This is a genomic window from Pseudomonas sp. A-B-19, assembly GCF_019947515.1.
GTDB lineage: Bacteria > Pseudomonadota > Gammaproteobacteria > Pseudomonadales > Pseudomonadaceae > Aquipseudomonas.
Map to the genome: position 1 here is coordinate 1 of NZ_JAGYGN010000021.1, position 24,900 is coordinate 24,900.

Annotated in this window: 20 protein-coding genes and 1 pseudogene; 14 read left to right on the top strand and 7 right to left on the bottom strand. The window is 59.8% G+C overall.

The genetic code is table 11. The features are described 5' to 3' along the window. Positions 1-194: 194 nt before the first annotated feature. The 4 genes from KGA81_RS21195 to KGA81_RS21210 all read right to left on the bottom strand — a co-directional run bounded on the left by KGA81_RS21195 (position 195) and on the right by KGA81_RS21210 (position 6,902). On the bottom strand, positions 195-3,041 hold the full coding sequence (locus KGA81_RS21195) for a valine--tRNA ligase (protein WP_223548096.1): 2,847 nt from the start codon (positions 3,039-3,041) through the stop codon (positions 195-197). A gap of 229 nt (positions 3,042-3,270) precedes the next feature. Further along, positions 3,271-4,587: an MFS transporter gene (locus KGA81_RS21200; RefSeq protein WP_223548098.1), complete on the bottom strand. Its 1,317-nt coding sequence runs from the start codon at positions 4,585-4,587 to the stop codon at positions 3,271-3,273. 257 nt (positions 4,588-4,844) lie between these two features. Then, entirely contained in the window at positions 4,845-6,077 is a 1,233-nt protein-coding gene (locus tag KGA81_RS21205; RefSeq protein ID WP_223548100.1) for a transporter associated domain-containing protein, read from the bottom strand. A gap of 12 nt (positions 6,078-6,089) precedes the next feature. Beyond that, on the bottom strand, positions 6,090-6,902 hold the full coding sequence (locus KGA81_RS21210; RefSeq protein WP_223548102.1) for an inner membrane protein YpjD: 813 nt from the start codon (positions 6,900-6,902) through the stop codon (positions 6,090-6,092). A 210-nt stretch (positions 6,903-7,112) separates the two neighbouring features. Between KGA81_RS21210 and ffh the strand changes: the two genes are divergently transcribed. The 11 genes from ffh to KGA81_RS21265 all read left to right on the top strand — a co-directional run bounded on the left by ffh (position 7,113) and on the right by KGA81_RS21265 (position 17,538). Continuing rightward, the gene (ffh, locus tag KGA81_RS21215) at positions 7,113-8,489 is read left to right on the top strand and encodes a signal recognition particle protein (RefSeq protein ID WP_056726162.1); all 1,377 of its coding nucleotides are present in this window, start codon (positions 7,113-7,115) and stop codon (positions 8,487-8,489) included. A gap of 265 nt (positions 8,490-8,754) precedes the next feature. Beyond that, positions 8,755-9,006: a 30S ribosomal protein S16 gene (gene rpsP, locus KGA81_RS21220; RefSeq protein ID WP_007972721.1), complete on the top strand. Its 252-nt coding sequence runs from the start codon at positions 8,755-8,757 to the stop codon at positions 9,004-9,006. 5 nt (positions 9,007-9,011) lie between these two features. Then, positions 9,012-9,548 (top strand): ribosome maturation factor RimM, encoded by a 537-nt coding sequence (rimM, locus tag KGA81_RS21225; RefSeq protein WP_150754524.1) that lies wholly within the window; start codon positions 9,012-9,014, stop codon positions 9,546-9,548. Between the two features lies 1 nt (position 9,549). After that, positions 9,550-10,302: a tRNA (guanosine(37)-N1)-methyltransferase TrmD gene (gene trmD, locus KGA81_RS21230; RefSeq protein WP_007941398.1), complete on the top strand. Its 753-nt coding sequence runs from the start codon at positions 9,550-9,552 to the stop codon at positions 10,300-10,302. A gap of 45 nt (positions 10,303-10,347) precedes the next feature. Continuing rightward, positions 10,348-10,698 carry a 50S ribosomal protein L19 gene (rplS, locus tag KGA81_RS21235; protein ID WP_003175895.1) on the top strand — a complete coding sequence of 117 codons (351 nt, stop codon included), beginning with the start codon at positions 10,348-10,350 and terminating at the stop codon, positions 10,696-10,698. A 98-nt stretch (positions 10,699-10,796) separates the two neighbouring features. Continuing rightward, positions 10,797-11,693 carry a site-specific tyrosine recombinase XerD gene (gene xerD / locus KGA81_RS21240; protein ID WP_223548105.1) on the top strand — a complete coding sequence of 299 codons (897 nt, stop codon included), beginning with the start codon at positions 10,797-10,799 and terminating at the stop codon, positions 11,691-11,693. A 276-nt stretch (positions 11,694-11,969) separates the two neighbouring features. Continuing rightward, on the top strand, positions 11,970-12,701 hold the full coding sequence (dsbC, locus tag KGA81_RS21245; protein ID WP_223548107.1) for a bifunctional protein-disulfide isomerase/oxidoreductase DsbC: 732 nt from the start codon (positions 11,970-11,972) through the stop codon (positions 12,699-12,701). A gap of 133 nt (positions 12,702-12,834) precedes the next feature. After that, positions 12,835-14,139, top strand: a complete 1,305-nt coding sequence (locus KGA81_RS21250; protein ID WP_223548109.1) for a homoserine dehydrogenase — start codon at positions 12,835-12,837, stop codon at positions 14,137-14,139. Positions 14,140-14,205: 66 nt separating this feature from the next. After that, positions 14,206-15,615, top strand: coding sequence for a threonine synthase (thrC, locus tag KGA81_RS21255; protein WP_223548111.1), 1,410 nt, complete (start codon positions 14,206-14,208; stop codon positions 15,613-15,615). Positions 15,616-15,734: 119 nt separating this feature from the next. Then, on the top strand, positions 15,735-17,090 hold the full coding sequence (locus tag KGA81_RS21260; protein WP_223548113.1) for a transporter substrate-binding domain-containing protein: 1,356 nt from the start codon (positions 15,735-15,737) through the stop codon (positions 17,088-17,090). A 160-nt stretch (positions 17,091-17,250) separates the two neighbouring features. Further along, positions 17,251-17,538: a DUF3509 domain-containing protein gene (locus KGA81_RS21265; protein ID WP_223548115.1), complete on the top strand. Its 288-nt coding sequence runs from the start codon at positions 17,251-17,253 to the stop codon at positions 17,536-17,538. Positions 17,539-17,781: 243 nt separating this feature from the next. On the opposite strand, the pseudogene KGA81_RS21270 reads toward KGA81_RS21265, so the two are convergent. Both KGA81_RS21270 and KGA81_RS21275 read right to left on the bottom strand, forming a co-directional pair. Next, a pseudogene (locus tag KGA81_RS21270) lies at positions 17,782-17,964 on the bottom strand (hypothetical protein); the annotation flags it as partial. Between the two features lie 61 nt (positions 17,965-18,025). Continuing rightward, positions 18,026-19,225, bottom strand: a complete 1,200-nt coding sequence (locus KGA81_RS21275) for a CaiB/BaiF CoA transferase family protein (RefSeq protein ID WP_223548117.1) — start codon at positions 19,223-19,225, stop codon at positions 18,026-18,028. 147 nt (positions 19,226-19,372) lie between these two features. Between KGA81_RS21275 and KGA81_RS21280 the strand changes: the two genes are divergently transcribed. From KGA81_RS21280 to KGA81_RS21290, 3 genes are all read left to right on the top strand, one after another. Further along, positions 19,373-19,915, top strand: coding sequence for a YaeQ family protein (locus KGA81_RS21280; RefSeq protein WP_223548119.1), 543 nt, complete (start codon positions 19,373-19,375; stop codon positions 19,913-19,915). Positions 19,916-19,981: 66 nt separating this feature from the next. Continuing rightward, positions 19,982-21,691 carry a single-stranded-DNA-specific exonuclease RecJ gene (gene recJ, locus KGA81_RS21285; protein WP_223548121.1) on the top strand — a complete coding sequence of 570 codons (1,710 nt, stop codon included), beginning with the start codon at positions 19,982-19,984 and terminating at the stop codon, positions 21,689-21,691. Between the two features lie 277 nt (positions 21,692-21,968). Continuing rightward, entirely contained in the window at positions 21,969-23,075 is a 1,107-nt protein-coding gene (locus tag KGA81_RS21290; RefSeq protein WP_223548123.1) for an NADH:flavin oxidoreductase/NADH oxidase, read from the top strand. A gap of 67 nt (positions 23,076-23,142) precedes the next feature. On the opposite strand, the gene glpD is transcribed toward KGA81_RS21290, so the two are convergent. After that, complete coding sequence (gene glpD / locus KGA81_RS21295) at positions 23,143-24,681, bottom strand: glycerol-3-phosphate dehydrogenase (RefSeq protein ID WP_223548125.1); 1,539 nt, start codon at positions 24,679-24,681, stop codon at positions 23,143-23,145. Positions 24,682-24,900: the final 219 nt, after the last annotated feature.

Below are 24,900 nucleotides of genomic sequence, written 5' to 3' on the forward strand. Positions count from 1 at the left end.
GGCGGGGGGCGGTCATGGGTGTGGTCGATTCGGGTATGGCTGAAAGTGGCGGGCATTGTCCCACATCCAGCCGATTTGAACCCAATTGTGGTAATCAGCACATAACCCTGTGGGATCTTCATGAGTTGTGAAAACATGGCAGGCACAAAAAAGGGAGGCCATTGCTGGCCTCCCTTCTTCATTGCGATCTGCCGTTACAAACTGGCAATCCGCGCATGCTGCTCGGCCAGCTTGCCCAGGGCCTGTTCGGCCTCGGCCAGTTTGGCGCGTTCTTTGTCGATGACTTCGGCTGGCGCCTTGTCAACGAAACCGGCATTGGACAGCTTGCCGCCGACACGTTGCACTTCACCCTGCAGACGCTGGATTTCCTTGTCCAGACGCGCCAGTTCCGCACCTTTGTCGATCAGGCCGGCCATTGGCACCAGCACTTCCATCTCGCCGACCAGCGCGGTGGCGGACAGCGGAGCTTCGTCGCCGGCAGCCAGTACGGTGATCGATTCGAGGCGCGCCAGCTTCTTCAGCAGGGCTTCGTTCTCGGTCAGACGACGCTGATCCTCGACGCTGACGTTCTTCAGGAACAGCGGCAGCGGTTTGCCCGGGCCGATGTTCATTTCGCCACGGATGTTACGGGTGCCGAGCATCAAACCCTTGAGCCATTCGATGTCATCTTCGGCCGCCTGATCGATGCGTGTTTCATTGGCCACTGGCCAAGGTTGCAGCATGATCGTCTTGCCTTCGATACCGGCCAGCGGCGCGATGCGCTGCCAGATTTCTTCGGTGATGAACGGCATGAACGGATGCGCCAGACGCAGGGCGACTTCCAGTACACGCACCAGGGTGCGACGGGTGCCGCGCTGGCGTTCGAGCGGTGCATTTTCGTCCCACAGCACAGGCTTGGACAGCTCCAGGTACCAGTCGCAATACTGGTTCCAGATGAACTCGTACAAGGCTTGTGCAGCCAGGTCGAAACGGAACTGGTCGAGCTGGCGGGTCACTTCGGCTTCGGTGCGCTGCAGCTGCGAAATGATCCAGCGATCGGCCAGGGACAGCTCGTAGGCTTCGCCGTTCTGGCCACAGTCTTCGCCCTTGTCCAGCACGTAGCGCGCCGCGTTCCAGATCTTGTTGCAGAAGTTGCGATAGCCTTCGACGCGGCCCATGTCGAACTTGATGTCACGACCGGTGGACGCCAGCGAACAGAAGGTGAAGCGCAGGGCGTCGGTGCCGTAGCTGGCGATGCCTTCGGCGAACTCGTCGCGGGTCTGCTTCTCGATCTTCTTCGCCAGTTTCGGCTGCATCAGGCCGGAGGTGCGTTTCTGCACCAGCGCTTCAAGTTCGATGCCGTCGATGATGTCCAGCGGGTCCAGGACGTTGCCCTTGGACTTGGACATCTTCTGGCCCTGGCCGTCACGCACCAGGCCGTGAACGTACACGGTCTTGAACGGAACCTGCGGCGTGCCGTCTTCGTTTTTCACCAAATGCATGGTGAGCATGATCATCCGGGCAACCCAGAAGAAAATGATGTCGAAGCCAGTCACCAGCACGTCAGTGGAGTGGAATTTCTTCAGGAACTCGGTTTTTTCCGGCCAGCCGAGGGTGGAGAACGTCCACAGGCCCGAGCTGAACCAGGTGTCGAGAACGTCGTTGTCCTGTTGCAGTGCAACGTCCGGGCCGAGGTTGTGCTTGGCACGCACTTCGGCTTCGTCACGTCCGACATAGACCTTGCCCGACTCGTCGTACCAGGCCGGAATCCGGTGGCCCCACCACAGCTGACGGCTGATGCACCAGTCCTGGATGTCGCGCATCCACGAGAAGTACATGTTTTCGTACTGTTTCGGCACGAACTGGATACGGCCGTCTTCAACGGCGGCGATCGCAGGTTCGGCCAAAGGCTTGGTGGACACATACCACTGGTCGGTCAGCCATGGTTCGATGACGGTGCCGGAGCGGTCACCTTTCGGAACTTTCAGGGCGTGGTCGTCAACGCTGACCAACAGACCGGCAGCATCGAACGCGGCCACGATCTGCTTGCGCGCTTCGAAGCGGTCGAGACCGGCGTATTCGGCCGGGATCTTGCCGTCGATGGTTTCGTTCAGTGTGCCGTCGAGGTTGAACACCTGGCACGCTGGAAGAACGGCTGCGTTCTTGTCGAAAATGTTCAGCAGCGGCAGGTTGTGACGCTTGCCGACTTCATAGTCGTTGAAGTCGTGGGCCGGGGTGATTTTCACACAGCCGGTGCCGAATTCGGGGTCGCAGTAATCGTCGGCAATGATCGGGATGCGGCGGCCGACCAGCGGCAGCTCGACAAATTTGCCGATCAGGGCTTTGTAGCGTTCATCGTTCGGGTTAACGGCCACGGCGGAGTCGCCGAGCATGGTTTCCGGGCGAGTGGTCGCGACGATCAGGAAATCGTTGCCTTCAGCGGTCCTGGCGCCATCGGCCAGCGGGTACTTCAGGTTCCACAGGAAACCTTTCTCGTCGTGGTTCTCCACTTCCAGGTCGGAAATCGCCGTGTGCAGCTTGGTGTCCCAGTTGACCAGGCGCTTGCCGCGGTAGATCAGGCCGTCTTCGTGCAGGCGGACGAAAGCCTCTTTAACGGCTTCCGAGAGGCCGTCGTCCATGGTGAAGCGCTCGCGGCTCCAATCTACGGACGAACCGAGGCGACGGATCTGACGGCTGATGTTGCCGCCGGATTCATCTTTCCACTCCCAGACTTTCTCGAGGAATTTCTCGCGGCCCAGGTCATGGCGGCTCTGGCCCTTGGCTTCGAGCTGACGCTCTACCAGCATTTGCGTGGCGATACCGGCGTGGTCGGTGCCCGGCTGCCACAGGGTGTTGCGACCCTGCATGCGGCGGAAACGGATCAGGGCGTCCATGATCGCGTTGTTGAAGCCGTGACCCATGTGCAGGCTGCCGGTGACGTTCGGCGGCGGGATCATGATGGTGTAGGACTCGCCCGCGCCTTGCGGGGCGAAGTAATTCTCTGATTCCCAGGTTTTGTACCAGGAAGTTTCAATGGCGTGCGGCTGGTAGGTCTTATCCATGCGCGGCGGGACCCTATTGGCATTTATTCAGGAAAAGCCGGGAAGTATAGCGGGGATGAGCCAATGCGCGTATAGCGAGGTGACAATGGGCTGGGGAAAAATATTGGTTGGTGTTTTGTCAGTGATGACCCCATCGCTGGCAAGCCAGCTCCTACGGTTACGTGTCATACACCTGTTTTGTGATCGACACTAACCTTGTAGGAGCTGGCTTGCCAGCGAAAGCGATCTGTCAGGCGATCTGATTCAAATCGTTATGCCGCGTTTCTTTCAGGCACAGCACCGCAATCAAGCTCAGCACTGCCGCACCGGACACATAACCGCCTACGTAACCCAAACCGCCCATCGCCACCAGTTTCTGCGCGAAGAACGGCGCTGCGGACGCACCGACGATACCGCCCAGGTTGTAGGCCGCCGAGGCGCCGGTGTAGCGCACGTGAGTGGGAAACAGCTCCGGCAGCAGCGCACCCATTGGCGCAAACGTCACGCCCATCAGAAACAGCTCGATGCACAGGAATAGCGCCACCCCCCAGGTCGAGCCTTGGGTCAGCAATGGTTCCATGAGGAAGCCGGACAGGATCGCCAGTACGCCACCGATGATCAGCACCGGTTTGCGCCCGTAACGGTCACTGGCCCAGGCCGACAGTGGGGTGGCGGCCGCCATGAACAGCACGGCGAAGCACAGCAGCCCGAGGAAGGTTTCACGGCTGTAGCCGAGCGTTGCCACGCCGTAACTCAAGGAAAACACGGTGGAGATGTAAAACAGCGCGTAACACACCACCATCGCGCCGGCTCCCAGCAAGACGGGAGCCCAGTATTGGCCGAACAACTCGAACAGGGGGATCTTCACCCGTTCCTGACGCGCCATGGCATTGGCGAACACCGGGGTCTCATGCAGCTTGAGGCGCACGTACAGGCCGACCATCACCAGCGCGGCGCTGAGAAGGAATGGAATGCGCCAGCCCCATGAGCGGAATTGTTCATCGTCAAGCACCACGGCCAAGGTCAGGAACAGACCGTTGGCCGCGAGAAAACCGATGGAAGGGCCGAGTTGGGGGAACATGCCGAACCACGCGCGCTTGCCTTTGGGGGCGTTCTCCGTGGCCAGCAACGCCGCGCCACCCCATTCGCCGCCCAGCCCCAAGCCCTGGCCGAAGCGCAGGACACACAGCAGGATCGGTGCCCAGGCGCCAATGCTGTCGTACCCGGGCAGTACGCCGATCAGTGTGGTGCACAGGCCCATCAGCAGCAGCGAGGCAACCAGGGTCGATTTACGACCGATTCGGTCGCCAAAGTGGCCGAACAGTGCCGAGCCAAGTGGTCGTGCAAGGAACGCGATGCCGAACGTGAGAAACGCCGACAGCATCTGGGCGGTGCCGGATGTCTGTGGAAAGAACACGGGTCCGATCACCAGCGCAGCGGCGGTGGCGTAAACGTAGAAGTCGTAGAACTCGATGGCTGTGCCGATAAAACTCGCGGTGGCCACGCGGGTGGCGGAGTTCGTCGGTTGCGCAGGTGTGGAATCGCTGTAAGTCGTGCTGGTCGTCATGCGGTTATCCCTGACAGTCATGTGCCCCAGTGGAGCGAATTATTATGGTCGAGAACCCAGGGATGTGGGTGGGGGCGCGGTCGCTGTTTCAGGTAGGAACAGTCGTCGGTTTGCTGCGGATCTTGCTGGTGGTCGGGCCGGAAGCTGCGAAGTGCGGGGTAAGCACGGGGCCGGCGAGGCTTGGGTAAGCGCTTCGATTATAGGAAGGTGGCTAACGATCGAACAAGAGGGCTTGCCACAGGGATTTGTGTCGCGCTTTAGATAACCACAGGCATCGAGCTGGTCTGCCAGATCAGTACCCGCGTGACCCGGTTGTCCTCAGTCTCGAGAATTTCCAGGCGATAGCGGCCGATCTTCAGGCACACCGCGCTTTCGGGAATGGTTTCCAGGGCCTCGGTGACCAAGCCGTTCAGGGTTTTCGGGCCATCGCTGGGCAGGTGCCAGCCGAGGCTCTTGTTCAGCTCGCGAATGGAGGCGGCACCGTCGATCACCAGGCGTCCGTCGGCTTGCGGATGAATGTGCGGATTGTCCACGCTGTGCTGGCTTTCGAACTCGCCGACGATTTCTTCGAGAATGTCTTCCAGGGTGACGATGCCCAGCACTTCGCCGTATTCGTCGACCACCATGCCCAGGCGCCGCTGCTGCTTATGGAAATTGAGCAGTTGCAACTGCAACGGGGTACTTTCCGGCACAAAATACGGCTCGTGACTGGCCGCCAGCAACGCTTCCCTGGTCAGGCTCGCATCGGGCAGCAAGTGCAGGATGTGCCGGGTGTTGACGACGGCTTCGACCTGGTTGATATCACTGTGGAACACCGGCAGGCGAGTGCGTTTGTTGTGGCGCAATTGTTCGATGATTTCTTCGATGGGGTCATCGAGGTTGATGCCGTCCACGTCACTGCGCGGTACCAGGATGTCATTGACCGTGATGTTGTCCAGCGCGTGGATGCCTGGCAGCGGGTGAGTGCGGGTTACGGTTTCGGGGGATGCATGCCGCTCCGTCAGCGTTTCGTCGTCACTGTGTTGTACTACTTTGGCTTTACGGGCGAACGGCCGCATCAACAATTGACTGATGCCGTTGAGCAACCATGCGGCGGGATAGATGATTTTCAGTGGCACGCGCAACAGATTGTTGCCCTGGGCCAGGATCACATCCGGATAGCGGGTGGCGAGCGCTCGGGGCAAATAGTCGGAAAACACCAGTAAAATGGCGCCCGCCCCAAGGCAAGCGACCCACGGGCCGTTCCCGCTCCAGGTGAAAATGGCCAGCAAGGTGCTGATGACTACCACGAGTACACGGCAGAGGGTGTTGCAAAAAATCAGGCTGGCCAGCGGGAAGCTGAGTTTCGCCACCGGTTTGTCGCTGGAACGCGTTGCGATGCGCTGGGCCAGTAAGTGCTGGTGCGCCGCTTCGATGGCGGTAAACAGCCCCGACCATAAAATCAGCAGGGTCACTACCGCGAGCATCGGCCCTATGGGCAAGTCGTCCATTAATGCCGCCCGTCAGATATGCAGGATGTATTCACGAACCAGTTTGCTGCCGAAATACGCCAGCATCAGCAGGCAAAAACCGGCCAGGGTCCAGCGAATCGCTTTGTGCCCGCGCCAGCCGAGGCGATTGCGTCCCCACAGCAGTACGCTGAAAACGATCCAGGCCAGGCAGGCCAGCAGGGTTTTGTGCACCAGATGCTGGGCGAACAGGTTTTCGACGAACAGCCAGCCTGAAATCAGCGACAGCGACAGCAGCGTCCAGCCGGCCCAGAGGAAACCGAACAGCAGGCTTTCCATGGTTTGCAGTGGCGGGAAGTTCTTGATCAGTCCGGATGGGTGCTTGTGCTTGAGCTGATGGTCCTGAACCAGCAGCAGCAAGGCCTGGAACGCCGCGATAGTGAACATGCCATAGGCCAGGATCGAAAGCAGGATGTGGGCGAGGATGCCTGGCTCCTCATCGATGATCTGCACCGTACCGGCCGGCGCGAAATGCGCCAGCGATACGGTCAAGGCCCCAAGCGGGAACAGCAGGATCAGCAGGTTCTCCACAGGGATCCGCGAGCAGGCCAGCAGGGTCAATGCAATGACCGCTGCGGCAATCAGGCTGGCGGCACTGAAGAAATCCAGGCCCAGGCCGATCGGGGTCAGCAGGTGGGTGAGCAGGCTGGCGCTGTGGGTCAATACGGCGAGCACGCCGAACATGACCAGCAGGCGTTTGTTGGCCTTGGCGCCGGACGCCAGGCGAGTGCCCTGGTAAATGGTCGCAGCGGCATACAAGCAGGCGGCGGCGAGGGTAGTTAGCAAGCTGGGTGACAAGGGGAGCATAAATCCTGTTAGGCAAGCCCGAAAGTCGCTGAGTTTGGCATAGAACCCCCGCCACACGAAAGACCGTGCAACCCGACAGCGAGGTGTCCGCCGGCCACAGTCTTCGCTATAATCCGCGACCTGCCCACGCCGCAGGCTCGCCGAGCACACGTTTAGTCCGGTCCGGGCCGCCATTATCCCGGTCTACACAGGGCCTGAAAGGATCGCGCAATGTTTGAAAACTTAACCGACCGTCTCTCGCAGACGCTGCGCCATGTCACCGGCAAGGCCAAGCTGACTGAAGACAACATCAAAGACACCCTGCGTGAAGTGCGCATGGCGTTGCTCGAAGCCGACGTCGCCCTGCCGGTGGTCAAGGACTTCGTCAATTCGGTCAAGGAACGTGCCGTCGGTACCGAGGTGTCGCGCAGCCTGACGCCGGGCCAGGCCTTCGTGAAGATCGTCCAGGCCGAACTTGAAAGCCTGATGGGCGCGGCCAACGAAGATTTGAACCTGAGCGCCGTGCCGCCAGCGGTCATCCTGATGGCCGGTTTGCAGGGTGCTGGTAAAACCACCACCGCCGGCAAGCTCGCGCGCTTCCTTAAAGAGCGCAAGAAGAAGTCGGTCATGGTCGTGTCCGCCGACGTTTATCGTCCGGCGGCGATCAAACAGCTGGAAATGCTCGCCGGTGAAGTCGGTGTTACCTTCTTCCCGTCCGACCTGAGCCAGAAGCCGGTCGAGATCGCGCAAGCGGCTATCAAGGAAGCAAAACTCAAATTCATCGACGTGGTCATCGTCGATACCGCCGGTCGCCTGCACATCGATGAAGAGATGATGGGCGAGATCAAGGCGCTGCATGCCGCGATCAACCCGGTCGAAACCCTGTTCGTGGTCGACGCCATGACCGGCCAGGACGCTGCCAACACGGCCAAGGCCTTCGGCGACGCATTGCCGCTGACCGGTGTGATCCTGACCAAGGTCGACGGCGACGCCCGTGGTGGTGCCGCACTGTCGGTGCGTGCGATCACCGGCAAGCCGATCAAGTTCATCGGTATGGGCGAGAAGAGCGAAGCGCTCGATCCGTTCCATCCTGAGCGTATCGCCTCGCGCATCCTCGGCATGGGCGACGTGCTCAGCCTGATCGAGCAGGCGGAAGCGACCCTCGACAAGGACAAGGCCGACAAACTGGCCAAGAAACTGAAGAAGGGCAAGGGCTTCGATCTCGAAGACTTCCGTGATCAGCTGCAACAAATGAAGAACATGGGTGGCCTCGGCGGCCTGATGGACAAGCTGCCGAACATGGGTGGCGTGAATCTGGCGCAGATGGGCAACGCCCAGGGCGCGGCAGAGAAACAATTCAAGCAGATGGAAGCCATCATCAACTCCATGACCCCGGCCGAGCGCCGCGACCCTGAGATGATCAGCGGTTCGCGCAAGCGCCGGATCGCCATGGGTTCCGGCACCCAGGTGCAGGACATCGGCCGCTTGATCAAACAGCACAAGCAGATGCAGAAGATGATGAAGAAATTCTCCGCGAAAGGCGGAATGGCCAAGATGATGCGCGGCATGGGCGGTATGTTGCCCGGCGGCGGCATGCCAAAGATGTAGTGCTCTGTTAAGCACCAGAATCCGCGCCGGCCATCGGGTCGGCGCCAACCCACACGGACGTGGGATACACAGCAAACCCGCACTTGGCGGGAGCTGATCGGCCGTTTTCAACGACGGCTCTATAGCAAATCTGCATGGCGGCCAATAGGCGCCGGAAAAAGTCATTTGCAAAAGTCCGGATATTCCTTAGAATATGCGGCCTTTCGGGCACCCATGCCCGCTGTGCATTTAGATTTGCAGCACCGACTACAGGAACGATGTTCACATGCTAACAATCCGTCTTGCCCTTGGCGGCTCCAAAAAGCGCCCGTTTTACCACTTGACCGTAACCGACAGCCGCAACCCGCGCGACGGTTCGCACAAGGAACAGGTTGGCTACTTCAACCCTGTTGCCCGTGGTCAGGAAGTTCGTCTGTCCGTGAACCAAGAGCGCGTAGCCTACTGGCTGAGCGTTGGTGCACAACCTTCTGAGCGCGTTGCTCAGTTGTTGAAGGAATCTGCCAAGGCTGCGGCCTGAGCAATATGAACGCGACGCCAGCCATTGCTGATGATTTGATCGTTATCGGCAAGATTTATTCAGTTCACGGCGTTCGCGGCGAAGTGAAGGTGTACTCCTTTACTGATCCGATCAAGAACCTGCTGGATTACAAAACCTGGACGCTCAAGCGTGACGGCAATGTAAAGCAGGTAGAGCTGGTCAGCGGACGCGGGAACGACAAGTTCCTGGTCGCAAAGCTCAAGGGTCTCGATGATCGCGAAGAAGCTCGTCTTCTGGCCGGTTATGAGATCTGCGTGCCGCGCAACCTGTTCCCTGAACTCACCGACGGCGAGTACTACTGGTACCAGCTGGAAGGTCTCAAGGTCATCGACACTCTCGGGCAACTGTTCGGGAAAATCGATCACCTGCTGGAGACCGGCTCGAACGATGTCATGGTGGTCAAGCCTTGCGCTGGCAGCCTGGATGATCGCGAACGCCTGTTGCCCTATACGGAGCAATGCGTGTTGGCCATCGACCTGGCGGCAGGCGAGATGAAGGTGGATTGGGACGCGGATTTCTAACGTGGCTAACTTGCGCGTAGAAGTGATCAGTCTGTTTCCCGAGATGTTCTCCGCCATCAGCGAGTACGGCATCACCAGTCGTGCGGTGAAACAGGGGCTCTTGCAGCTCACCTGTTGGAATCCGCGAGACTACACGACGGATCGACATCACACTGTGGACGATCGCCCGTTTGGCGGTGGTCCGGGCATGGTGATGAAGATCAAACCCCTGGAAGATGCTCTGGTTCAGGCCAAGGCAGCAGCCGGGGAGGCGGCGAAGGTGATTTACCTGTCCCCCCAAGGCCGTCAACTGACTCAGTCGGCGGTACGCGAGTTGGCGAATCTGGATGCATTGATCCTGATTGCCGGCCGCTATGAAGGCATTGACGAGCGATTTATTGATGCTCATGTCGATGAAGAGTGGTCGATTGGCGACTATGTACTGTCTGGCGGCGAGCTGCCGGCGATGGTCCTGATCGATGCGGTTACACGACTGCTGCCTGGAGCTTTAGGGCATGCGGACTCCGCCGAGGAAGATTCCTTTACGGATGGTTTGCTGGATTGCCCGCACTACACCCGACCGGAGGTGTATGCGGATCAGCGTGTTCCCGACGTATTGCTAAGTGGCAATCACGCGCATATCCGGCGTTGGCGTTTACAGCAGTCCCTTGGTCGGACCTATGAACGACGCGCCGATCTTCTGGAAAGCCGCTCGCTTTCTGGAGAAGAGAAGAAGCTGCTCGAGGAATACATCCGCGAGCGGGACGATAGTTAACAACGTATCGATGGTAGATCCGACGATTTACCTTAGGAGCACAGCATGACTAACAAAATCATCCTTGCACTCGAAGCAGAGCAGATGACCAAAGAGATCCCTACCTTTGCCCCGGGCGACACCATTGTCGTTCAGGTGAAAGTGAAGGAAGGCGACCGTTCGCGTCTGCAAGCGTTCGAAGGTGTTGTTATCGCCAAGCGTAACCGCGGCGTAAACAGTGCATTCACCGTTCGTAAAATCTCCAACGGTGTTGGCGTAGAGCGTACTTTCCAGACCTACTCCCCGCAAATCGACAGCATGGCTGTCAAGCGTCGCGGTGACGTACGTAAAGCCAAGCTGTACTACCTGCGCGACCTGTCGGGTAAAGCAGCTCGCATCAAGGAAAAACTGGCTTAAGTCCAGCTTCCGATGCAAAAAAAGCAGCCTGCGGGCTGCTTTTTTGTTGCCCGCGATTTATCTTCCCTGGCCGTATTGCCGGTCTTGCCTGAGCCTTTATGCCTGCCATTGATCATCCCCTGATTGACCAGTTTCTCGACGCTCTCTGGCTGGAGAAAGGTCTCTCCGATAACACTCGAGACGCCTATCGCAGTGACCTCGCGCTGTTTAACGGTTGGTTGCAGGAGAATGGGCTGGAGTTGATCAGCGCCGGGCGCGAATTGATTCTCGACCACCTGGCCTGGCGCCTGGAGCAAAACTACAAGCCCCGTTCCACTGCGCGATTTCTCTCCGGTGTGCGTGGCTTCTATCGTTATTTGCTGCGGGAAAAGATGATCGCCGTCGATCCAACGTTACGGATTGATATGCCGCAGCTCGGCAGGCCGCTGCCAAAGTCCTTGTCCGAGGCCGATGTGGAAGCTTTGCTGAAGGCGCCTGATTTGAGCGAGGCCATCGGCCAGCGCGACCGGGCCATGCTTGAAGTGCTGTATGCCTGTGGCTTGCGGGTGACCGAGCTGATCAGTCTCACCCTGGAACAGGTCAATTTGCGTCAGGGCGTGTTGCGAGTGATGGGCAAGGGCAGCAAGGAGCGGCTGGTGCCGATGGGCGAGGAGGCGATTGTCTGGGTCGAACGCTACATGCGTGATGGGCGCAGCGAACTGCTGGGCGGACGTCCCAGCGATGTGTTGTTCCCCAGTCAGCGTGGCGAGCAGATGACCCGCCAGACCTTCTGGCACCGGATCAAGCACCAGGCCAAGGTGGCCGGGATCGGCAAATCGCTGTCGCCGCACACCTTGCGTCACGCCTTCGCCACGCACCTGCTCAATCACGGTGCAGACCTGCGGGTGGTGCAGATGCTGCTGGGGCACAGCGATTTGTCGACGACCCAGATCTACACCCATGTTGCCCGGGCACGGTTGCAGGATCTGCATGCCAAACATCACCCCCGCGGTTAGTGGGCAGCTTTTGTGGCGAGGGAGCTTGCTCCCGCTGGGTTGCGCAGCAACCCCAAGGTTTTCCTGATTGCGACTGCTTCGCAGCCGAACGGGAGCAAGCTCCCTCGCCACAGGAATAATTGTTGTTCGCCTGCACCGAGATGTCTTGCATAAGGCGCATTCGGCCCTGCGGACCTTATGTGATAGGCTGGACCGGTTTGCACGATGGGCGTTTATGACCCGGTGTTTCGGCACGGGCGTTCTGATCGTCCCATATGTTCGCCTTCAGGAGTTCTCATGCGTCTGACCCAGATTTTCGCCGCCGCAGCCATTGCGTTGGTCAGCACCTTTGCCGTCGCCGATGATGCGGCCGACAAAGCCATTCGTAAAAGCCTGGAAAACCTCCAGCTTGAAGTGCCAGTGGAAAGCATCACCGCCAGCCCGTTGCCCGGCCTGTACGAAGTCAAACTCAAAGGCAGCCGCGTGCTGTATGCCAGTGCCGACGGCCAGTATGTGGTTCAGGGCTACCTGTTCGATCTCAAGGGCGGCAAGCCGGTCAATCTCACCGAGAAGACCGAGCGCCTGGGGATCTCCAGGCTGATCAACGACATCCCGGTTGCCGAAACCGTTGTCTACCCGGCCATTGGCGAAACCAAGTCGCACATCACCGTATTCACCGACACCACCTGCCCGTACTGCCACAAGCTCCACGCCGAAGTGCCCGAGCTGAACAAGCGCGGCATCGAAGTGCGTTACGTCGCCTTCCCGCGCCAAGGCCTGGGCTCGCCGGGTGACGAACAGCTGCAAGCGGTGTGGTGCTCGAAAGACAAGAAAGCGGCCATGGACAAAATGGTCGACGGCAAGGAAATCAAGGCCGCCAAGTGCGATAACCCGGTTTCCAGACAGTTCGCACTCGGCCAGTCGATCGGCGTGAACGGCACACCGGCCATCGTTTTGGCCGACGGTCAGGTCATTCCGGGCTACCAGCCTGCGCCACAAGTCGCCAAACTGGCGCTGGGCGCGAAGTAAATTCGCATCGTCACGGCAAGCCTTGACGATCATGGTCCGGCAGCGACATTCGCCGGGCCATCAATAGAGAGCCGCGAGTCTGCGGTTGTTTTCACGGCCGGCCTCGAGTCGGCCGTTTTATGGGGAGTTCACAGTGAAACCGGTCAAAGTAGGCATCTGTGGGTTAGGAACCGTCGGTGGCGGTACCTTCAACGTACTTCAGCGCAACGCCGAGGAAATTGCTCGTCGTGCCGGGCGTGGGATCGAAGTGGCACAAATTGCCATGCGCACGCCAAAGCCTCAGTTCCAAACGACCGGTATTGCGATTACCAACGATGTCTTCGAAGTGGCCACGAACCCTGAGATCGACATCGTCATAGAGCTGATGGGCGGCTACACCGTTGCCCGCGAGCTGGTACTCAAGGCCATCGAGAATGGCAAGCATGTGGTCACCGCGAACAAGGCACTTATCGCCGTTCACGGTAATGAAATTTTCGCCAAGGCCCGCGAGAAGGGCGTGATCGTTGCGTTCGAAGCAGCGGTAGCCGGTGGCATCCCTGTGATCAAGGCGATCCGCGAAGGCCTGTCGGCCAACCGCATCAACTGGGTGGCCGGTATCATCAACGGCACCGGCAACTTCATCCTGACGGAAATGCGCGAGAAGGGTCGCACCTTCGTGGACGTATTGGCCGAAGCCCAGGCACTGGGTTACGCCGAAGCCGATCCGACCTTCGACGTCGAGGGTATCGACGCCGCTCACAAACTGACGATCCTGGCGTCCATCGCGTTCGGTATCCCGCTGCAATTCGACAAGGCCTACACCGAAGGCATCACCAGGCTGACCACTGCCGACGTCAACTACGCCGAAGCGCTGGGCTACCGCATCAAGCACCTGGGCGTGGCGCGCAGCACCGCGGCCGGTATCGAGCTGCGCGTGCATCCGACGCTGATCCCGGCCGATCGTCTGATCGCCAACGTCAACGGCGTGATGAACGCGGTAATGGTCAACGGCGATGCTGCCGGTTCGACCCTGTTCTACGGCGCTGGCGCCGGCATGGAGCCGACCGCGTCGTCGGTGATCGCCGACCTGGTGGACGTGGTCCGCGCCATGACTTCCGACCCGGAAAACCGCGTGCCGCATCTGGCATTCCAGCCGGATTCGCTGTCGGCTCACCCGATCCTGCCGATCGAAGCCTGCGAAAGCGCCTACTACTTGCGCATCCAGGCCAAGGACCATCCGGGCGTATTGGCTCAGGTTGCAAGCATCCTCTCGGAGCGCGGCATCAACATCGAGTCGATCATGCAGAAGGAAGCCGAGGAGCACGACGGCCTGGTGCCGATGATCCTGCTGACCCACCGCGTGCTGGAACAGCACATCAACGATGCCATCGCTGCTTTGGAAGCCTTGGCGGGTGTGGTCGGTCCGGTCGTACGGATCCGTGTCGAGCACCTGAACTAAGCCGATATCGTTGACCGGGCTCGCTTGCGGGCCCGGCACTACGAACACTGTCCATTGGAGTCAGTCATGCGTTACATCAGTACCCGCGGCCAGGCACCGGCCCTGAATTTCGAAGACGTCCTGCTGGCAGGCCTTGCCACTGACGGTGGTCTGTACGTCCCGGAAAACCTGCCACGCTTCACCCAGGAAGAAATCGCTTCCTGGGCCGGCCTGCCGTATCACGAGCTGGCTTTCCGGGTCATGCGCCCGTTCGTCACCGGCAGCATCCCGGATGCCGATTTCAAAAAGATTCTGGAAGAAACATACGGCGTGTTCGCCCACAGCGCCGTTGCGCCGCTGCGTCAGTTGAACGGCAACGAATGGGTGCTGGAGCTGTTCCACGGCCCGACCCTGGCGTTCAAGGACTTCGCCCTGCAGCTGCTCGGTCGTTTGCTTGACTACGTGCTGGAAAAGCGCGGCGAGCGCGTGGTGATCGTCGGCGCCACCTCCGGTGATACCGGTTCGGCCGCCATCGAAGGCTGCAAGCACTGCGAAAACGTCGACATCTTCATCCTGCACCCGCACAACCGGGTGTCCGAAGTGCAGCGTCGGCAGATGACCACCATCTTCGGTGAGAACATCCACAACATCGCCATCGAAGGCAACTTCGATGACTGCCAGGAAATGGTCAAGGCGAGCTTCGCCGACCAGGGCTTCCTCAAGGGCACTCGCCTGGTCGCCGTGAACTCGATCAACTGGGCGCGGATCATGGCCCAGATCGTTTACTACTTCCATGCGGCCCTGCAACTGGGCGGCCCGGCGCGTTCGGTGTCGTTCTCGGTGCCGACCGGCAACTTCGGCGACATCTTCGCCGGTTACCTGGCGCGCAACATGGGCCTGCCGATCAACCAGTTGATCGTCGCCACCAATCGCAACGACATCCTGCACCGCTTCATGAGCGGCAACCAGTACGTCAAGGACACCCTGCATGCCACGCTGTCGCCGTCCATGGACATCATGGTGTCGTCGAACTTCGAACGCCTGCTGTTCGACCTGCATGGTCGCAACGGCGCGGCCATCGCCGGGCTGATGGATTCGTTCAAGCAGGGCGGCGGTTTCAGCGTCGAGCAAGAGCGCTGGACCGAAGCGCGCAAGTTGTTCGACTCGCTGGCCGTGGATGACGCGCAAACCTGCGAAACCATCGCCGAAGTTTACGGGCAGACTGGCGAAGTGCTGGATCCACACACTGCCATCGGTGTGAAAGCTGCGCGGGAATGCCGTCGCAGCCTGGACATTCCAATGGTGATCCTGGGCACCGCCCACCCGGTCAAATTCCCGGACGCCGTGGAAAAAGCCGGTGTAGGAAAAGCGCTCGAGCTGCCGGTACATCTTTCTGATTTGTTTGAGCGAGACGAACGTTGCACCGTATTGCCAAATGACCTGAAGGCCGTGCAGGCCTTTGTCAGTCAGCATGGCAACCGCGGCAAGCCGCTGTAACCGGTCAGCGCTGTAACATTTTGAAGCCCGTCTCCTGACGGGCTTTTTCATTTCTGCAGGCACAATTGTCGAGTTATCGCCGCGAAAGGACAGGCGAGTGGATCACCAAGGACGTGGGAATGCTGTCTACAAGTGTGTTCAAGCCAGTCGCACGCTGGCTGTTTTTATTCGGCATGCTGGGTGTTGCCCAATGGGGAGGGGCGAGCCCTGCATCGATTCAGGAGGGTGGGAAGTCCGTCGCACGTTCAGTGGTCGTGCTGGATGATCAGGAGTTGCAATGGATAGCCAGCCATCCACGGGTCGTGGTCACGGCACTGGAATACCCCCTGTACCAGTTCAAGGATGAGTATGGTCAATGGACGGGGCTGAACAGTGACCTGCTCAAGCGCATCAGTGACATGACGGGGTTGCAGTTCGTTTACGAAGAGTCTTTTTCCGTGGATCAGATGCTGGCGCGGCTGGAAAGCGGCGCGGCGGATTTGAGCACCATGCTGTCAATGAATGACGAACGCCGGGCTTTTCTCGATTTCAGTCATGCGTATGGCGGTGCAGGATGGGTCTTTGTCGGGCAGGCCGGGGCACCGCCGGTGCAGTCGCTGGAGGATATGACGAAGCGGGTGCTGGTGCTGCCGACCCGGCATGCACTGGAAGCGATGGTCCGTCGCAATTATCCGTCCATCGAGTTGCGTTCGGTGAAAACCTACGCCGAAGCCCGTGCCTGGGTGGAAAGCGGCGAAGCCTACGCCACCATCGAAAGCGAAATCGGCACCCAGCTGATTCCGTCGGGCCGGCTGCAGATCGGCGCCGTGGTGCCGGGTAAATGGGATGCGGATTATCTGGCGGTGCGCAAAGGCCAGCCGCAGCTGCTGAGTATCCTCAACAAGGCGCTCGAGGCGTTTCCTGAACAGGAGTTGCGCAACCTTCGGCTGAAGTGGTTCGGCGGCGCTACCGCGCCACAGGCGCCTGGCCTCTGGCAGCGGATTGACCAGTGGGTTTGCTGGGGTGTGTTGGTAGTCAGCCTGTTCGGTCTGTTGTCCCTGCTCTGGAATCGGCGGTTGGCGGTGGTGGTCAGGCAACGGATCGAAGCTCAAAGCAATCTGCGCGATCAGCTTGCCTTCCAGCATGCCCTGATGGATGCCATGCCTGACCCGATGTTTGTCCGTGATCTGCAAGGGCGCTTGATCATGTGCAACAAAAGTTATGAGGATGCCTTGTCGACACGTTTTGACCGGATGCAGGGGCGGCAGTTGATCGAGGTCGATGTCATGCCCAGGCAAACCGCAGAACTGCTGCACGCCGAGTTTCTGGCGCAGTTGAGTACACGCAGGACACGCTTCTTCGAGCGTCAATTGATGTTCAAGGACGGTGTCAGGGATATCTACCAGTGGACGGTGCCGTTTTACACCGCGGATGGCCAGCTACGAGGATTGTTGGGGGGCTGGGCCGACATCGCCCGACGTACCCGACAGACGTGATGGTTGCGTTTTTTCTCTGTCATGTTCGCCGTGCATGCTCTCTTGACTGGGCTGCAGTTTCGCTTGCGGTCAGTATCCAGAACTTTCTTCTCGGGCCAGCGGTCATCTTTTTCAGGCCTGCCCCAGGTACGTTGTTTCGGACTATTGAGTGGTGATCGGGATGGAAAGTATCAATCTGTTGCTCGGTGAGGCGCTGAGCCCGTATCAGGTTACGTTGACCCCGTCAGGCATTCGTGGCGAATGCCGGGTAACCCTGACGAATGCTATCGGCGCGACCGTGGTCGAGCGCGAGTTCAATCAGGTCCAGTTGAATGACAAACGGCTGCTGACGGATGTGGTCGACGGTTTGCATCGCGACGTGCTGATCGCTGAAGGACGCCTTGAGCCTTGTGTCATCGCGGCATTGCGTAATGCGGCACAGGACAAGCTGCTGGCCAGGCGCAATTGAAGGGATTTTTGTGGGAACCTTCCCGCGCCCAGGTCAGTCAGACTTTGTAACAGCGGGATCAAGCATTGTGCTCCGGTGCTTGTAGCTTGCTGCTACTGGTCTCCAGGCAGACCACGTTTAACCCCGGGTCGTCTCCCCACTTCCCGGGGTTTCTTTTTGCCCGGAATTGGTCATGGCTGCGTCAGATTGTCAAAAAACGCCTTGGTGTCTTTCAGGTAATCGCTACGGCTCTCGGGTTCCAGCCAGGCGGCCCAAGGCGTCGTTGCCGTAATGAGGGGGCAGCGCGTCGGCTGGCGCTTGCTTGAACAGTCCGTCGAGGTATTCGCCATAGTTGCGCTCGGCAATAATCCCCAGTTTCTCGCTGCCACTGGCGAGCAGGTCTGCCAGATCCACTTCGCCGTCTTTGATAAAGGGTGCCAGCACGTCCAGCAGCCAACCGCCGCGCGACGGGTAGTGTCGAATGGCCCACGCAGGCCGGCGCCTCAGTTCAGATGGCTCCGTGTTTGCGCAACTCTGCGATCTGCGTCGCGTCATAGCCAAGTTCCTGGAGTACCTGTGCGTTGTGTTCACCCAATTGTGGCCCGACCCATTCACATTCACCGGGTGTCTCTGAGAGTTTCGGCACAATGCCCGGCATCTTGAAGTCTTTGCCGTCCGGCAGCTTGGCCTGCAGGAACATTTCCCGGGCCAGATACTGAGGGTCATTGAACATGTCTTCGGCGCTGAAGATCCGGCTGGCCGGCACCTCGGCCTGATTGAGTTGCGACAGCACCCTGTCCAGCGGCAACGAATTGACCCAGCGATCGATGACGCCATAAATCTCGTCGCGTCGGGCATCGCGGCCATCGTTGCTGGCAAGCTGAGGGTCGTTGGCCAGGTCTTCCCGGCCAATGATCAGCATGAAGCGTTTGAAAATCGCGTCGCCATTGGCGCCGATCTGCACGTGCTTGCCATCGGCACTGGTATGGATAGAGGACGGAGTGATGCCCGGCATGATATTGCCCGTGCGTTCGCGAATGAAGCCGAACACGTCGAACTCCGGGACCATGCTTTCCATCATCGCGAAGATGGCTTCGTACAGCGCCACGTCCACCACTTGCCCCTGGCCGCCGTTGACTTCGCGATGACGCAGGGCCATCAGCGCACCGATCACGCCCCAGAGCGCGGCAATCGAGTCGCCGATGGAAATGCCGGTGCGCACCGGTGGCCGGTCTTCGAAGCCGGTGATGTAGCGCAGGCCTCCCATGGATTCACCAACCGCGCCAAAGCCGGGCTGATCTTTCATCGGACCGGTCTGGCCGAAACCCGACAGCCGCACCATGACCAGTTTCGGGTTCAAGGCGTGCAGGACGTCCCAGCCCAGGCCGAGTTTCTCCAGGACGCCGGGACGAAAGTTTTCGATCAGAATGTCTGCTTCACCCAGCAGCTGTTTCAGGATCGCCTGACCGTCGGGGTGCTTGAGATTGAGGGTCAGGGACTTTTTATTGCGGGCCTGGACGAACCACCACAACGAAGTACCTTCATACAACTTGCGCCATTTGCGCAATGGATCACCGCCGTCCGGAGACTCGACCTTGATCACATCGGCACCGAATTCAGCGCAAATGCGCGAAGCAAACGGGCCGGCAATCAAGGTACCCAATTCGATGACTTTCAGACCGGAAAGCGGTTTGGCGGTAAGCGGCATGCGGGATCCTGCAGGACAAGGGATGAGCGATTAGAGCGTTTTAACATAGCCGACTGTCAGGCGCTTGAGGTTGATCACCTTCAATTCGTGGATTGCCTTGCGCATCGGTTAGACTTGCCGCCTTTCCTCGTATCAAGAAGCCCGTTCATGGCCCAGCCGTCCACGACCTACAAGTTTGAACTGAACCTCACCGACCTTGACCGCAGCGTCTATGAGAACGTGAAGCAGACCATTGCCCGTCACCCTTCGGAAACCGAAGAACGCATGACCGTTCGCCTGTTGGCCTACGCCCTCTGGTACAACGAGCAGCTGTCGTTTGGCCGTGGTCTGTCGGATGTGGATGAACCTGCCTTGTGGGAAAAAAGCCTGGATGACCGCGTCCTGCACTGGATCGAAGTCGGCCAGCCCGATGCCGAGCGTCTTACCTGGTGTTCGCGTCGCACTGAACGCACCAGCCTGCTGGCCTACGGCAGCTTGCGCGTGTGGGAAGGCAAAGTGGTACCGGCAGTGAAAAACCTGAAGAACGTCAACATCGCTGCCGTGCCCCAGGAAGTCCTGGAAATCCTGGCCAAAGACATGCCTCGCGTTATCAAGTGGGACGTGATGATCAGCGAAGGGACGATCTTCGTCACCGACGACCGTGGACAGCACGAAGTCCAGTTGCAGTGGCTGGCCGGTGAGCGCGGCTGATTTTTCGCCGCTTTAGCGCACCACCCGGTTTTATCCTACGTATTGAAGAGAAGCATCTTTCACCCCATGCGCATTGAACCTCGCCTGCTGCCCGACACCCTGCCATTCCTCGGTGATATCCCCCCGCTGCTGACCCGCCTGTACGCGGCGCGGGGTGTGCAATCCGAGGCTGAACTGGACAAGAGCCTGGCGCGGTTGATTCCGTTCCGGCAGCTCAAGGGCATCGATGCCGCCGTGGATCTGCTGGTGACGGCGCTCGAACAGCGTCAGCGCATTCTGATCGTCGGCGACTTCGATGCCGACGGCGCGACGGCCAGTACCGTGGGCACACTGGGTCTGCGTTTGCTGGGCGCGGCGCATGTCGATTATCTGGTGCCAAACCGTTTCGACTACGGCTACGGCCTGACACCGGAGATTGTCGCGGTTGCGCTGGAGCGCCAGCCGCATTTGCTGATCACCGTCGACAACGGCATCTCCAGCGTCGAAGGCGTGGTCGCGGCGAAAAAGGCCGGGCTCAAGGTGCTCGTCACCGACCACCACTTGCCCGGTGACGAGCTGCCGCTGGCCGATGCCATCGTCAATCCGAACCAGCCCGGTTGCGAGTTTCCGAGCAAGGCGCTGGCCGGCGTCGGAGTGATTTTCTATGTGCTGATGGCCTTGCGCGCGCGGTTGCGCGAACTTGGCTGGTACACCAGCAAGCCGCAGCCGAATATCGGCGAACTGCTCGATCTGGTGGCCTTGGGCAGCGTGGCCGACGTGGTGCCGCTGGATGCCAACAACCGGATTCTGGTGCATCAGGGCCTGGAAAGGATTCGCGCCGGACGTGCCCGGCCAGGGATCAAAGCGATCCTCGAAGTGGCCAAGCGTGACCACGCACGCATCACCTCCACCGACCTGGGCTTCATTGTCGGCCCGCGCCTGAACGCGGCAGGGCGCCTGGATGACATGAGCCTGGGCATCGAATGCCTGCTGACCGAAGACGCAGGTCTGGCCCGTGAGATGGCTGCTCAATTGGACGGCATGAACCAGGATCGCAAATCCATCGAGCAGGGCATGCAGCGCGAAGCGCTGGCGCAGCTCAAGGATCTGCCGGTGGAGTCGATGCCGTTCGGCTTGTGCCTGTTCGATCCCGAGTGGCATCAGGGCGTCATCGGCATCCTCGCATCACGGATGAAAGAGCGCTATTTCCGCCCGACCATCGCCTTTGCCGATGCTGGAGACGGCCTGCTCAAGGGCTCGGGGCGTTCGGTCCAGGGCTTTCACATCCGCGACGCCCTGAGCGTGGTGGCGGCGCAGCATCCGAATCTGATCACCAAGTACGGTGGCCACGCGATGGCGGCCGGCCTGACGCTGCCGGAAGCGAATTTCCCCTTGTTCGCCGAAGCCTTTGACGCTGAAGTGCGCCGGCAACTGCGCGAAGAAGACCTGACAGGCCGCCTGTTGTCGGACGGCACCCTGGCGGTGGAAGAGTTTCATCTGGAGCTGGCCCGTGCCCTGCGGCATGCCGGTCCTTGGGGGCAGCACTTCCCGGAACCGTTGTTTCATGGGGTGTTCCAGTTGGTCGAGCAGCGGGTCGTGGGCGAACGGCACCTTAAAGTCGTGCTCAAAAGTGAGTGTGGTTCGGTGAAGCTCGACGGCATTGCCTTCGGGATCGACCGCGACATCTGGCCGAATCCGACCATCAAGTGGGTGGAGCTGGCCTACAAACTCGACCTCAACGAGTTTCGTGGCAACGAGACGGTCCAGCTGATGATTGCCCACATCGAACCGCGTTGAGCCCCTTTTAGGAGCGAGCTCGCTCGCGATGGACGACAGGACACCGCGGGGTATCAGGTCCCCAGCGCCATCGTTCACGTCCATCGCGAGCGAGCTCGCTCCTACAAGGGGGCGACATCCCTCGATGTCGACTAGGCTCTAAACACTGCTTGATTTTAGCCTTGTGACGTCTTGTCGAATTTTTTGCCCGCGGGGGCGGGTGCTGTACCTTTTTCCTGTCACTCGTCGACTATTCAAACAGAACCTGGAGCCTGCCCACTGATTCGAGAGGTGCCCCATGAGTCTGCTGCTTGAACCCTTTACCCTTCGCCAATTGACCCTGCCCAACCGCATCGCGGTATCACCAATGTGCCAGTACTCCAGCACCGATGGCCTGGCCAATGACTGGCACCTGGTCCACCTCGGCAGCCGTGCTGTCGGCGGGGCCGGGCTGGTGTTTACCGAAGCCACGGCGGTCACCGCCGACGGGCGTATCACCGCTCAGGACCTCGGTCTGTGGAATGACGAGCAGATCGAACCCCTGCAACGCATCACCCGCTTCATCAACGCCCAGGGCGCCGTTGCCGGCATACAACTGGCCCATGCCGGGCGCAAGGCCAGTACCTACCGGCCATGGCTTGGCAAGCATGGCAGCGTCAAACCCGACGAGGGCGGCTGGGTGCCGGTCGGGCCTTCACCGATTGCTTTTGACCCACAACACACACAACCCAGGCAGTTGGATGACGCTGAGATCGCCAAGGTGATCCAGGCCTTTGTCGATGCGGCAAAGCGCTCGTTAAAGGCCGGTTTCAAGGTGGTAGAAGTGCACGCCGCCCATGGTTACCTGCTGCATCAGTTCCTCTCGCCATTGAGCAATCAGCGGCGCGATCAATATGGCGGTTCGTTCGAAAATCGCATTCGGCTGGTGTTGCAGGTCACCGAAGCGGTGCGTGGGGTGTGGCCTGAAGAGTTTCCGGTGTTTGTCCGGGTATCGGCCACCGACTGGGTGGAGGACGGCTGGAACCCCGATGAAACCGTGGAGCTCGCCCGTCGCCTCAAAGCCCAGGGGGTGGACCTGATCGATGTCTCGTCGGGCGGGACGGCGGCGAATGCCGAAATTCCCACAGGCCCTGGTTACCAGACCCGCTTCGCCGAACGTGTGCGCAAAGAGTCGGGCATGGCCACCGGCACGGTTGGCATGATCACCGAGCCGGCACAGGCCGAGCACATCCTGCGCACCTGTCAGGCGGACATCATCTTCCTGGCCCGTGAGTTGTTGCGCGACCCCTACTGGGCGCTGCATGCGGATGACGATCTGGGCGGGCACAAGGCCGTGTGGCCGGCGCAGTATCAGCGGGCGACTCACCGTGAGCAGCCCATTCATGAATCGGATTTGCGCGACTGAAAGCCACCGATACGAAAAAGCCCCTGAATCGTGAGATTCGGGGGCTTTTGTTTATGCTGGTGACCGATCAGGCCGCTTCGATCTTGCTGCGGTTCTGTTCGACCTTGTTCAGGTAGTCCTTGAGTTTTTCCTGTTCGGCCGCCGTCGTGAACAAGCCGAGCTTGCTGCGACGCCAGAGGATGTCGTGGGCGCTGGTGGCCCATTCTTCGCTGCACAGATAGTCGACTTCACGGGTGTAGAGACCGCCGCCGATGTGCTCGCCCATATCGCTGAGGTCCTGTACGCCTTCGAGCATGCGCCAGGTGCGGCTGCCGTAGGCGGTAGCCCAGCGGCGAGCGATCTCGCTCGGCACCCAGTCGAATTGGTCGCGGATACGTGAGCTCAAGGCTTGCGGGGTGGTCATGTCCTCACCGCCCGGCAGCGTGGCGCTGGCGGTCCAGCTTGGCTGGATGTGCTTGAAGTAGGGTGCCAGTTGCGCCAGCGCCGACTCGGCCAGTTTGCGATAGGTGGTGAGCTTGCCGCCGAACACCGACAGCAACGGAGCCTCTTCGCCAGTGCCAGACAACGCCAGGGTGTAGTCGCGGGTCACGGCCGACGGGTTGTCGGATTCGTCGTTGCACAGTGGGCGCACGCCGGAATAGCTGTGCAGGATGTCGTCGCGGCTGATCTGCTTTTTGAAATGGGCATTGACCACGTTCAGCAGGTAATCGGTTTCGCCATCGGTAATTGCCACTTTCGCCGGATCGCCGGTGTACTCGCGGTCGGTGGTACCGATCAGGGTGAAGTGATTGAGGTACGGAATGGTGAACACGATACGCTGATCTTCGTTTTGCAGGATGTGCGCGTGTTCGCCTTCGTACAGTTTCGGCACGATCAGGTGGCTGCCCTGGATCAGGCGGATGCCGTATGGCGATTCCATCTTCAGGTCATCGCGAATGAACCTGGCGACCCATGGCCCGGCCGCGTTCACCAAGGCTTTGGCGCGGATCGAAAACAGGCTGCCATCGGCGCGCTCCAGATGCAGGTGCCACAGGCCCTTGGTGCGGCGAGCACTGACGCAACGGGTCTGGGTGTGAATGTGGGCGCCTTTTTCCCGGGCGGCCATGGCGTTCAACACCACCAGGCGCGCGTCGTCGACCCAGCAATCGGAGTATTCGAAGCCTTTGGTGATCTCGCTTTTGAGCGCGCTGTCGGGGCCGAACTTCAGGCTTTTCGAACCTTGCAATTGCTCGCGCTTGCCCAGGTTGTCATAGAGGAACAGACCGGCGCGAATCATCCACGCCGGGCGCAGGTGCGGGCGGTGCGGCAATACGAAGCGCATTTGCTTGACGATGTGCGGAGCCTTGGCCAGCAGTACTTCGCGTTCGGCCAGGGCTTCACGCACCAGGCGGAACTCGTAATGTTCGAGGTAACGCAGGCCACCGTGAATCAGCTTGCTGCTGGCCGACGAGGTATGGCTGGCCAGATCATCCTTTTCGCAAAGGAACACCGAAAGACCGCGACCGGCGGCATCCGCGGCAATTCCCACGCCATTGATCCCGCCACCGATGACGGCGATATCGTAAACCTCGGCAAGAGGGGGCGTAGGCAAGGTGGAATTGGGCATCGGCTCAGCCTCGGAATTCTTTGATGTTCTGTATTTGAATTCGAACATTAATGTTCATTTTCGAAAATACTAGCTCATAAAGACGCCCGCAGCCAGTCAGCTTCGATTGAAAATACTCATCGAAGGGCCGTTAAAGGAAAATTTACGAACATTGAATGCGCAAGTTAAATGCTTTTGTGGCGAGGGAGCTTGTCGGATCGCCGCACCGTCCCGCTCGGC

Coding starts and splice junctions, on each gene's coding strand:
- KGA81_RS21195 (WP_223548096.1), bottom strand. CDS start 3,041: ATGGATAAGACCTACCAGCCGCACGCCATTGAAACTTCCTGGTACAAA.
- KGA81_RS21200 (WP_223548098.1), bottom strand. CDS start 4,587: ATGACGACCAGCACGACTTACAGCGATTCCACACCTGCGCAACCGACG.
- KGA81_RS21205 (WP_223548100.1), bottom strand. CDS start 6,077: ATGGACGACTTGCCCATAGGGCCGATGCTCGCGGTAGTGACCCTGCTG.
- KGA81_RS21210 (WP_223548102.1), bottom strand. CDS start 6,902: ATGCTCCCCTTGTCACCCAGCTTGCTAACTACCCTCGCCGCCGCCTGC.
- ffh (WP_056726162.1), top strand. CDS start 7,113: ATGTTTGAAAACTTAACCGACCGTCTCTCGCAGACGCTGCGCCATGTC.
- rpsP (WP_007972721.1), top strand. CDS start 8,755: ATGCTAACAATCCGTCTTGCCCTTGGCGGCTCCAAAAAGCGCCCGTTT.
- rimM (WP_150754524.1), top strand. CDS start 9,012: ATGAACGCGACGCCAGCCATTGCTGATGATTTGATCGTTATCGGCAAG.
- rplS (WP_003175895.1), top strand. CDS start 10,348: ATGACTAACAAAATCATCCTTGCACTCGAAGCAGAGCAGATGACCAAA.
- xerD (WP_223548105.1), top strand. CDS start 10,797: ATGCCTGCCATTGATCATCCCCTGATTGACCAGTTTCTCGACGCTCTC.
- dsbC (WP_223548107.1), top strand. CDS start 11,970: ATGCGTCTGACCCAGATTTTCGCCGCCGCAGCCATTGCGTTGGTCAGC.
- thrC (WP_223548111.1), top strand. CDS start 14,206: ATGCGTTACATCAGTACCCGCGGCCAGGCACCGGCCCTGAATTTCGAA.
- KGA81_RS21260 (WP_223548113.1), top strand. CDS start 15,735: ATGCTGTCTACAAGTGTGTTCAAGCCAGTCGCACGCTGGCTGTTTTTA.
- KGA81_RS21265 (WP_223548115.1), top strand. CDS start 17,251: ATGGAAAGTATCAATCTGTTGCTCGGTGAGGCGCTGAGCCCGTATCAG.
- KGA81_RS21275 (WP_223548117.1), bottom strand. CDS start 19,225: ATGCCGCTTACCGCCAAACCGCTTTCCGGTCTGAAAGTCATCGAATTG.
- KGA81_RS21280 (WP_223548119.1), top strand. CDS start 19,373: ATGGCCCAGCCGTCCACGACCTACAAGTTTGAACTGAACCTCACCGAC.
- recJ (WP_223548121.1), top strand. CDS start 19,982: ATGCGCATTGAACCTCGCCTGCTGCCCGACACCCTGCCATTCCTCGGT.
- KGA81_RS21290 (WP_223548123.1), top strand. CDS start 21,969: ATGAGTCTGCTGCTTGAACCCTTTACCCTTCGCCAATTGACCCTGCCC.
- glpD (WP_223548125.1), bottom strand. CDS start 24,681: ATGCCCAATTCCACCTTGCCTACGCCCCCTCTTGCCGAGGTTTACGAT.